The organism is Pseudomonas sp. GXM4 (assembly GCF_008923895.1).
Lineage (GTDB): Bacteria > Pseudomonadota > Gammaproteobacteria > Pseudomonadales > Pseudomonadaceae > Aquipseudomonas > Aquipseudomonas atacamensis.
Map to the genome: position 1 here is coordinate 1 of NZ_WBRZ01000207.1, position 9,638 is coordinate 9,638.

The following is a 9,638-nucleotide window of genomic DNA, read 5'->3' on the forward strand; positions in this document are numbered from 1 at the left end:
GCACCGGGTTATTTCTGCAGGATGCAAAAACCCCCTGTAGGAGCTGCCGAAGGCTGCGATCTTTTTATCTTGATCCTGAAAACAAGATCAAAAGATCGCAGCCTCGTTTCACTCGACAGCTCCTACAGGGGGTTGTCTCTCCGTCGTTGCTCGGCCAAGCGTTCGGCCAAGGCATCGACGTTCTCGTCCGGTTTTTCCGGCAGCGCCTTCAGGGTTGCCTGCATCACGCGCATCTGCCGCATGAAACGCCGGCAGTTGGGGCAGAACAACAGGTGATGACGCACCATCAGCGTCTCGCGAAAGCTCAGTTGGCCATCGAGATAATCGCTGGATCGTGCCACTTGCTCCTTGCAGGTCAACATTCTCCTGTCTCCTCAAAATGTTCCACGGTCGCGAAGACCTTCAAGCGTGCCCGGTGCAGCAGCACGCGGACATTGGAGAGCGAGATCTCCAGAAGATTACAGATTTCTTCCAGCTCCAGGCCCTGGCGTTCGCGCAACAGCAGGACACTGCTCTGCAACTCGGAAAGACTCAGCAAGGTGTGTTCGAGGCATTCGCGCAGTTCGTTTTCGGTGAGCAGCGCTTCGGGGGTGTCCTGGTGCCAGGCAAATGGCGCGACCAGCCAGTGGCCATCGCTGGAAGAGAAGCGATCGTCACCGATGGTGCCGTGGGGCGATGGCAGGTCGTCGAGCAGGACTTCCCGGCGATTGAGCTTGTACCGGCTCTTGGCCGAATTGGCGGTGATGGTCAGCAACCAGGTCTTGAGGCTGGACCGACCTTCGAAACTGGCCAGATGACGGACCACCGACAGCCAGGCATCCTGCACCACTTCCTCGACATGACGCTGGCCGACAATCGCGTAAGCCACCGCGCGCATGGCGCTCTGATAGGTGGTGACCAGTTCCTTGAAAGCCTTTTGCTCCCCCGCCAGCAAGCGCGTGAGCAGTTGGGTGTCGTCAGCCGCCATCCATCAATCCCCTTGTCCGGACTTCGAAAATGAACGCGGCAGGTGTGCACCTGCCGCGACGTCCGAAAAATTACAGCGTTTCAGCCGCTTCGAATGTAGGAAAGATCGACGCGATTAAGGGGAAATTAACCTGTTTCAGCGCTTGCGCAGCAACACGCTACCGATCGAATAACCGGCACCAAACGAACTGAGCACCGCCAGCGAACCCGAGGCCAGATCATCCTGGTATTTGTGGAAGGCAATGACCGAACCGGCCGAGCTGGTGTTGGCGTAGCTGTCGAGAATCACCGGAGCTTCTTCTTCGGTAGCTTCGCGGCCGAGCAGCTTGCGCACGATCAGGTGGTTCATGCTCAGGTTGGCCTGGTGCAGCCAGAATCGCTTCACGTCGCCGACGTTGAGCTGGTTCTCTTCCAGGTGCTCGCCAATCAGTTCGGCGACCATCGGGCAGACATCCTTGAACACCTTGCGGCCTTCCTGCACGAACAGCTTGTCGCGGGCACCGATGCCCTCTTCCGCCGCTCGGTTGAGGAAGCCGAAGTTGTTGCGGATGTTGTTGGAGAACTTGGTCAGCAGTTTGGTGCTGACCACGTCGAACTGGTACGGGGAGGTCGCCAGATCCGCGCGCTCGATGATCACCGCAGTCGCGGCATCGCCGAAGATGAAGTGGCTGTCGCGATCACGGAAGTTCAGGTGCCCGGTGCAGACCTCCGGGTTGACCATCAGGATCGCCCGCGCCTGGCCCAGTTGCACGCTGTTGGCGGCGGCCTGGATGCCGAAGGTGGCCGAAGAACACGCCACGTTCATGTCGAAACCGAAACCTTCAATGCCCAGCGCTTCCTGGACTTCGATGGCGATGGCCGGGTAGGCGCGTTGCAGGTTGGAGCAGGCGACGATCACGCCGTCGATGTCGGCGGCGGTTTTGCCGGCTCGTTGCAGGGCTTGTTCAGCCGCGCCAACCGCCATCTGGCAGAGCACCGACCATTCATCGTTGGAACGCTCGGGCAGGCGCGGGGCCATGCGTTGCGGATCGAGGATGCCGTCCTTGTCCATGACAAAGCGGCTCTTGATGCCCGAGGCCTTTTCGATGAACGCGGCGCTGGATTCGGTCAGGGCCTGGACTTCACCGCTGGCAATCGCCTCGGCGTTATCGGCGTTGAACTGGGCGACGTAGGTATTGAAAGACTGCACCAGCTCTTCGTTGGAGATGCTGTTGGCCGGTGTGTACAGGCCGGTGCCGCTGATGACGACGTTATGCATGGTCGTTTCTCTAATCTGTTCAGGCAGAAAGTGCTGGAACCGTCGTACCAACACGCAAAGGGTCTATTCCCATCCGGGGGACGCAAACCTGGCATCGTTTTATTCCGCAGCGCGACACGGTCGAAGGCTCTGGGTCGCGAAACGGCGGATTATGGTGGCGAAGTTTGCCATAAACCCGAGGTTTTGGCGCCTTTCTCCTGCTCAACTCGATCCCTGCAGGAGCTGCCGAAGGCTGCGATCTTTTGATGATCGTTCCCAGGCTCCGCGTGGGAATGCAGCCCGTGACGCTCCGCGTCACTGGACGCGGAGCGTCCCCAGAGGCATTCCCACGCAGAGCGTGGGAACGATCGATGAACCGAGCTCGCAGGTTTTGGGGCGGCTTCGCCACCCAGCGGGGATAAATCCCCTCGCCACAAAGCCCGCTTCCACAGGGCGATTGTGTATGGCTGCAGGTCAGGGCTCGACCTGGCTCCACTGTTTGTTCAGGCGCTTGTCGGAGATCGGCACTTTCGTCCCCAACTGCTGAGCAAACAGCGACACGCGGTATTCCTCCAGCCACCAGCGGTACAACTCCAGCTGCGGATCACGCTTGCCTTCCTGCGCATGCTTGGCCGCGCGGGTCTGGTATTGCGCCCACAGGCCAGCGAGTTCGCCGCTCCAGACCCGATCCTTCTGCACCTGCGCACCGAGTTTCTCGAAACGTTGCTCGACCGCTTTCAGGTAACGCGGCAACTCCTTGAGCCACTGCATCGGCGTTTCGCGGACGAAACCCGGATAGACCAGATTGCCGATCTGTTGCTTGATGTCGTTGAGTGCCACCGCTTGCGCCAGATCGATCTTGCCCTTGAAGCGTTTTTGCAGACCGTGCCAGATCTTGAGAATTTCCAGCGTCAGCCGCGCAACCCGCTCGGCGTGCTCGGTCCAGTTGCCGCGTTTGCGTTCGGCCAATGCCGCCAATCCGGCGCCATCGCGGGGCAACGGGTCTTCACCTTCGAGAATGCAGCTGTCGAGGCTGGCCAGCAGAATGTCTTCGACCAGCGCATCGACCCGGCCCAGTTCGCGATACAGCAGACCCAGTTCAGTCTGCCCGGGCAACTTGCCGCGCAGGAATTTCGCCGGCTCGGCCAGTTGCTGCATGAGCAAGCGCTGCAAGGCGCGACGATGCTGGAACTCGGCTTCGGCGGGGGTGGAGAAACGCCCTTCCTTGACCGTGCCGCCCTCTTCCACCAGCGCCGGGTACACCGTCATCGACAACCCGGCGATCTTTTGCTGGGTCTTTTCCGCCACTGGCGCGAAGACTTTTGCCTCCACCGGTTGCTGACTTTGCGCACTCTGCGGCACCGCCAGCGCGGCCTGGCTGGCTTCGGCGAAGCGTGCGGTCAGCTCAGCCAGATCGCGGCCTTCGCCAAGGAACTTGCCCTGGCCGTCGACGATTTCCAGGTTCATGCGCAGATGGCTCTCAACCTGCTGCGCCGCTTCTGCCCACGCTTCATCGCTGACCCGCGCGCCCGTCATGCGCAGCAGCTCGCGACCGAGCGCTTGCGGCAGCGAACCTTCGGCGAAAGTCATGCGCTGCAACGCGGCCTTGATGAAGTCCGGCACTGGCACGAAGTTCTTGCGCAGGGCTTTCGGCAGGTTGCGCACCAGGGCTATGCACTTGGCCTCAATCAAGCCCGGCACCAGCCATTCCAGACGCTCCGGCGGCAACATCGGCAGCAACGGCGCCGGCACGCGCAAGGTCACGCCGTCGCGCGGGTGGTTGGGCTCGAAATGATAAGTCAGCGCCAGTTCCAGATCGCCGATGTGCAAGGTGTCCGGGTAATCGCGGGTGGTGACTTCGCTGGCCTCGCGGGCCAACACGTCTTCTTCGCGCATGATCAACAGCTGCGGATCTTTCTGGCTGTTGACCTTGTACCAACTGTCGAAGGTCGCGGTCTGGTGGATCTCCGCCGGCAGACGCGCATCGTAGAAGGCGTAGAGGGTTTCTTCGTCAGCGAGAATGTCGCGACGGCGAGCCTTGGCTTCCAGTTCGTCGAGCTGTTCGAGCAGTTTCTGATTGGCGCTCAGGCACTTGGCCCGCGACTGAATCTCGCCGCGCACCAGGCCTTCGCGGATAAACAGCTCACGGGATACCACCGGATCGACCGGGCCGTAATGCACCGGACGACGACCGACGACGATCAGGCCGAACAGGGTGATCTGCTCGTAGGCGACCACCTGGCCGCGCTTCTTTTCCCAGTGCGGTTCGAAGTGGTTTTTCTTGATCAGGTGCCCGGCCAGCGGTTCGATCCAGTCTGCATCGATCTTGGCGACCATGCGCGCGTAAAGCTTGGTGGTTTCCACCAGTTCGGCGGTCATCAGCCACTGCGGGCGCTTCTTGCCGATGCCCGACGACGGATGAATCCAGAAGCGCCGCTGCCGCGCGCCGAGGTAATCGCCGTCTTCGGTTTTCTGGCCGATCTGGCTGAGCAATCCGACCAGTACCGCTTTGTGCAGCTTCGGATAATCCGCCGGCTCTTTGTTCAGGCTCAGCTGCATGTCGCGGCAGATCAGGCTCAACTGACGATGAGAATCACGCCACTCGCGCAAACGCAGGTAATTGAGGAAATTCTTCCGGCACCAATTGCGCAGCGGATTGGCGGTCAGCGCCTGGCGCTGTTCTTCAAAACCACGCCACAGATTGACCAGGCCGGCGAAGTCGGAATCCGGATCCTTCCATTGCGCATGGGCCTGATCCGCCGCTTGCTGACGCTCCGGTGGACGCTCGCGCGGGTCCTGAATCGACATCGCACTGGCGACGATCAGCACTTCCTGCAGACTGCCGAGCTTGGCCGCTTCCAGCAGCATGCGGCCCATGCGTGGGTCGACCGGCAAACGCGCTAACTGGCGACCGAGTGGTGTCAGCTGACTGTTGCGATCCACCGCCGATAGCTCTTGCAGCAGGTTGAAACCGTCGCTGATCGCCTTGCCGTCCGGCGGCTCGATAAACGGGAACGCGGTGATTTCACCGAGGCGCAGATGGAGCATCTGCAAAATAACGGCGGCGAGGTTGGTGCGCAGAATTTCCGGATCGGTAAATTCCGGGCGGCCGAGGAAATCCTCTTCGCTGTACAAACGCACGCAGATACCCGGCTCGACCCGCCCGCAGCGACCTTTACGCTGATTGGCGCTGGCCTGGGAAATCGCTTCGATCGGCAAGCGCTGGACCTTGGCGCGGTAGCTGTAGCGGCTGATGCGCGCGGTGCCGCTGTCAATCACATAGCGAATGCCCGGCACGGTCAGCGAGGTTTCGGCGACGTTGGTCGCCAGCACCACGCGGCGGCCCGGGTGCGATTGGAAAATCCGCTGCTGTTCAGCCGGCGACAGGCGCGCGTACAGCGGCAGGATTTCGGTGTGTTTGAGCTGGGCCTTGCGCAACATGTCGGCGGCGTCGCGAATCTCGCGCTCGCCGGGCAGGAACACCAGCACATCGCCGGGGCTGCGTCGTTCGCTGCGCTCGTAGGCGGCGATTTCGTCGAGAGTGGCGAGAATCGCCTGATCGACGGTCAGGTCGTCCTCGACCCGGTTGCCCTCTTCGTCCTGCTCCAGGGTCAGCGGCCGGTACCAGGTTTCCACAGGAAAAGTACGGCCCGACACTTCGACGATCGGCGCGTCATCGAAGTGCTTGGAGAAGCGCTCCAGATCGATGGTCGCCGAAGTAATGATGACCTTGAGGTCGGGACGGCGTGGCAGCAGGGTTTTCAGGTAACCGAGGAGGAAATCGATGTTGAGGCTGCGTTCGTGTGCTTCGTCGACGATGATCGTGTCATAGCGCTCCAGATATCGATCGTTCTGGGTTTCCGCCAGCAGAATGCCGTCGGTCATCAGTTTGATCAGGGTGTTGGAATCGCTTTGATCTTCGAAACGCACCTGATAGCCGACCAGCGCTCCGAGCGGCGTGCCGAGTTCTTCGGCGACACGGCTGGCGACACTGCGCGCGGCGATCCGACGCGGCTGGGTATGGCCGATCAGACCGTGCTGGCCGCGCCCGATTTCCAGACAGATCTTCGGCAACTGGGTGGTTTTGCCCGAACCGGTTTCGCCGGCGATGATCAGTACCTGATGTTGCTCCAGGGCCTTTTTGATCTCGTCGCGCTTGGCCGCAATAGGCAAGCTGTCGTCGTAACGAATCACCGGCAGGCTCGCGCGACGCGCCAGCACCTGATCACAGGACGCCTGCATCCGCACCACCCACTGGGCCAGTTTGTCTTCGTCGGGTTTCTTGCGCAGCTCAAGCAACTGCCGCCGCAGCCGGTGACGGTCGGCGAGCATGGCGTGATCGAGGTTTTTCAGCAGTTTGTCGATGGAGGGCGATTCGTCGGTCATCGGGTAGGCAATTCGGTCGTCTATTTATGCAGGGGCGGATTGTCGCAGAAAAGCAGCTGCAAGCGCCAAGCTACAAGCCGCAAGTCACTGCGGCTTTCAACTTGCAGCTTGAAGCTTGCCACTTGCAGCTGCGTCTTGTTATTCGTTATCGCGGCCCTTACGCCGGTATGGGAAGACGTCGATGACCTTCCCCGCCCGAATCGCCTCCTGCAAGCCCTTCCAGTAATCGGCGTTGTACAACTCGCCATGCAATTGATCGAACAATTTCCGCTGGCCCGAATCGGCAAACAGGAACGGCGGAAACTCTTCGGGAAACACGTCAAGCGGGCCGATCGAGTACCACGGCTCAGAGGCCATTTCATCCTCCGGCGTGCGCGGTGCCGGGATGTGGCGGAAGTTGGCTTCGGTCAGGAAGCAGATTTCGTCGTAGTCGTAGAACACCACCCGGCCGTGTCGAGTGACGCCGAAGTTCTTCAACAACATGTCGCCGGGAAAAATATTCGCCGCCGCCAATTGCTTGATCGCCAGACCGTAATCTTCCAGCGCTTCGCGCACTTGCGCGTCGTTGGCGTTTTCCAGATACAGGTTGAGCGGAGTCATCCGCCGCTCGGTCCAGCAGTGGCGGATCAGCACGGTTTCGCCTTCGACCGAAACGGTGGACGGCGCGACCTCCAGCAATTCCTCCAGACACGCCGGATCGAACTTGCTCAGAGGAAAACGAAAGTCGGCAAACTCCTGGGTATCGGCCATACGCCCGACCCGATCGACGCTTTTCACCAGACGATACTTTTCGATCACCGTGGCGCGATCGACGTTTTTCGACGGTGAGAAACGGTCCTTGATGATTTTGAACACGGTGTTGAAACCCGGCAGGGTAAACACGCTCATGACCATGCCGCGCACGCCCGGGGCCATGATGAACTGGTCGTCGGTATTGGCCAGGTGATTGATCAGCGCGCGGTAGAACTCCGACTTGCCGTGCTTGTAGAAGCCGATCGAGGTGTACAGCTCGGCGATGTGCTTGCCCGGCAGGATGCGCCGCAGAAAACCGATGAACTCTGCCGGCACCGGGACATCGACCATGAAATACGAACGGGTGAAAGAGAAGATGATCGACACATCGGCTTCGTCGGTGATCAACGCATCGATCTGAATGCCCCGACCTTCGCGGTGCAACAGCGGAATCACCAACGGCCATTGCTCGTCACGGGTGTAGATGCGCCCGACCAGATACGCGCCCTTGTTGCGGTAAAGCACCGAGGAAAACAGCTCGACGCTTAGCTCCGGGTCCTTGCACACCCAGTCCGGCAGATTCTCGCGCAGTTGTGCTTCGAGCCGCAGCAGGTCGCCAGGCAGATCGGCGTAATCTTCGCTGAAGCGGTAGTCGGCGAAGATGCTGGCGAGCATCCCGGACAGTTGGCCCTGCGGCTTGTACGTACGGGTTTGCGCGGCGCGGGCGCGGCGCAGGCTCGGGCGCGTGGTGTGGATGAACATGCAGCCGTCGCTGATCAGGTCGTGGCTGAACAGCCCGCAGAAAATCGAGTTGTACCAGGTTTCGGACAGCTCATCGTCGAAGCGCAGGTCGATCACACTGATGTAGGCGCTTTTCACCAGCGGCCAGCAGCTGACGTTCATCAGGGTTTCGTCATCGAAATACTCGCGCAGGCGAGCGACGGTTTCGCCAACCTTTTCTTCGTACAAACTGATCCGCGCCGCCGAGGCGGCCTGGGCTTCTTGCCAGCGCGCCTGTTCGAAGCGTTCCCGCGCACCATCGGTGATGCGGCGAAATTGTTCGCGGTAATCGTCGAAGCCGGCGAGGATCATCCGGGCGATCTCGGTGGCTGGCCATTGCTGCGACATAAATGAAACCTCGGCGGGAATTCGGTTGGTCTGAGCTTAGTCACGGAAACGCTCGCAGGAAAAGCGCAATTTCTGCCAAAACCGATACGGGGTTGACCGTTAACGGGGTTTCTCGTGCCGATGCATCGGCAAGCAGAATTAAAAGCCCGAATAGCGGTTGCCATGATCCGGACGCTCGGCAACACTCTCGTCCCGATCAAGGAAGGAGCCCGCCGTGAGCCCTGTCGATATTTTCCGCATGTTGTCGCTGGCCGCTATCTGGGGCGCGAGTTTTCTGTTCATGCGCATCATTGCCCCGGTGATCGGCACGATCCCGACCGGTTTCCTTCGGGTGTCGATCGCGGCTGCCGGGCTGCTGGTGATCCTTGGGCTGATGCGCATCAGCTGGGATTTCAAGGGCAAGCTGAAGACCGTGATGCTGCTGGGCGTAATCAACTCGGGAATTCCGGCGACGCTGTATTCGGTTGCCGCCCAGGTATTGCCGGCGGGCTATTCGGCGATCTTCAACGCCACGACGCCGCTGATGGGCGTGTTGATTGGCGGTTTGTTCTTCAGCGAAAAGCTCACGGCGGCCAAGCTCAGCGGCGTGTTCCTCGGTCTGTTCGGCGTCGGTGTGCTGACGCGTGCCGGTCCCGTAGCCTTCGATCTGCAACTGCTGATGGGCGCGGTCGCCTGCCTGCTGGCGACCACTTGCTACGGCTTTGCCGGATTCCTCGCACGGCGCTGGCTGGATCAGGCCGGTGGGCTGGACAGCCGTTTGTCGGCATTGGGCAGCATGCTCGGGGCGACGTTGTTTTTGCTGCCGCTGTTCGCCTACAGCACCATTACCGCGCCGCCGGTCAGCTGGGGCGGCTGGCAGGTCTGGCTGTCGCTGCTAGGCCTGGGCCTGGGTTGCACGGCGTTTGCCTACATCATCTATTTCCGCCTGCTCAGCTCGATCGGCCCGGTGAAATCGATGACCGTGACCTTCATGATCCCGCCGTTCGGCGTGTTGTGGGGGGCGTTGTTGCTGGATGAGCCGTTGTCGATGGCGCACATTTATGGCGGAGTGTTGATTGCGGCGGCGTTGTGGCTGGTGTTGAAGCCGGCGGTGGTCAAGCCTGCGAAGGTGCCAGCCCGTTAGAGGGTATGTGTCGCAGTTATTCGCGAGCAGGCTCGCTCCCACAGAAAAATACATTCCAATGTGGGA

At 60.7% G+C, this 9,638-nt stretch carries 6 protein-coding genes; 1 reads left to right on the forward strand and 5 read right to left on the reverse strand.

The features are described 5' to 3' along the window. Positions 1 to 122: 122 nt before the first annotated feature. The 5 genes from F8N49_RS20950 to aceK form a co-directional block, all read right to left on the reverse strand. Positions 123 to 362 (reverse strand): anti-sigma factor, encoded by a 240-nt coding sequence (locus F8N49_RS20950; protein WP_122611694.1) that lies wholly within the window; start codon positions 360 to 362, stop codon positions 123 to 125. Beyond that, the gene (locus tag F8N49_RS20955; protein WP_041478829.1) at positions 356 to 967 is read right to left on the reverse strand and encodes an RNA polymerase sigma factor; all 612 of its coding nucleotides are present in this window, start codon (positions 965 to 967) and stop codon (positions 356 to 358) included. The genes F8N49_RS20950 and F8N49_RS20955 overlap by 7 nt, the downstream gene beginning before the upstream one ends. A 135-nt stretch (positions 968 to 1,102) precedes the next feature. After that, positions 1,103 to 2,224, reverse strand: coding sequence for a beta-ketoacyl-ACP synthase III (locus F8N49_RS20960; RefSeq protein ID WP_016771207.1), 1,122 nt, complete (start codon positions 2,222 to 2,224; stop codon positions 1,103 to 1,105). 453 nt (positions 2,225 to 2,677) lie between these two features. Continuing rightward, positions 2,678 to 6,589, reverse strand: a complete 3,912-nt coding sequence (gene hrpA / locus F8N49_RS20965) for an ATP-dependent RNA helicase HrpA (RefSeq protein ID WP_151552390.1) — start codon at positions 6,587 to 6,589, stop codon at positions 2,678 to 2,680. Positions 6,590 to 6,727: 138 nt separating this feature from the next. Continuing rightward, positions 6,728 to 8,449 (reverse strand): bifunctional isocitrate dehydrogenase kinase/phosphatase, encoded by a 1,722-nt coding sequence (gene aceK / locus F8N49_RS20970; protein ID WP_151552392.1) that lies wholly within the window; start codon positions 8,447 to 8,449, stop codon positions 6,728 to 6,730. Between the two features lie 214 nt (positions 8,450 to 8,663). Between aceK and F8N49_RS20975 the strand changes: the two genes are divergently transcribed. Next, positions 8,664 to 9,572 (forward strand): DMT family transporter, encoded by a 909-nt coding sequence (locus F8N49_RS20975; RefSeq protein ID WP_122747392.1) that lies wholly within the window; start codon positions 8,664 to 8,666, stop codon positions 9,570 to 9,572. Positions 9,573 to 9,638 lie beyond the last annotated feature (66 nt).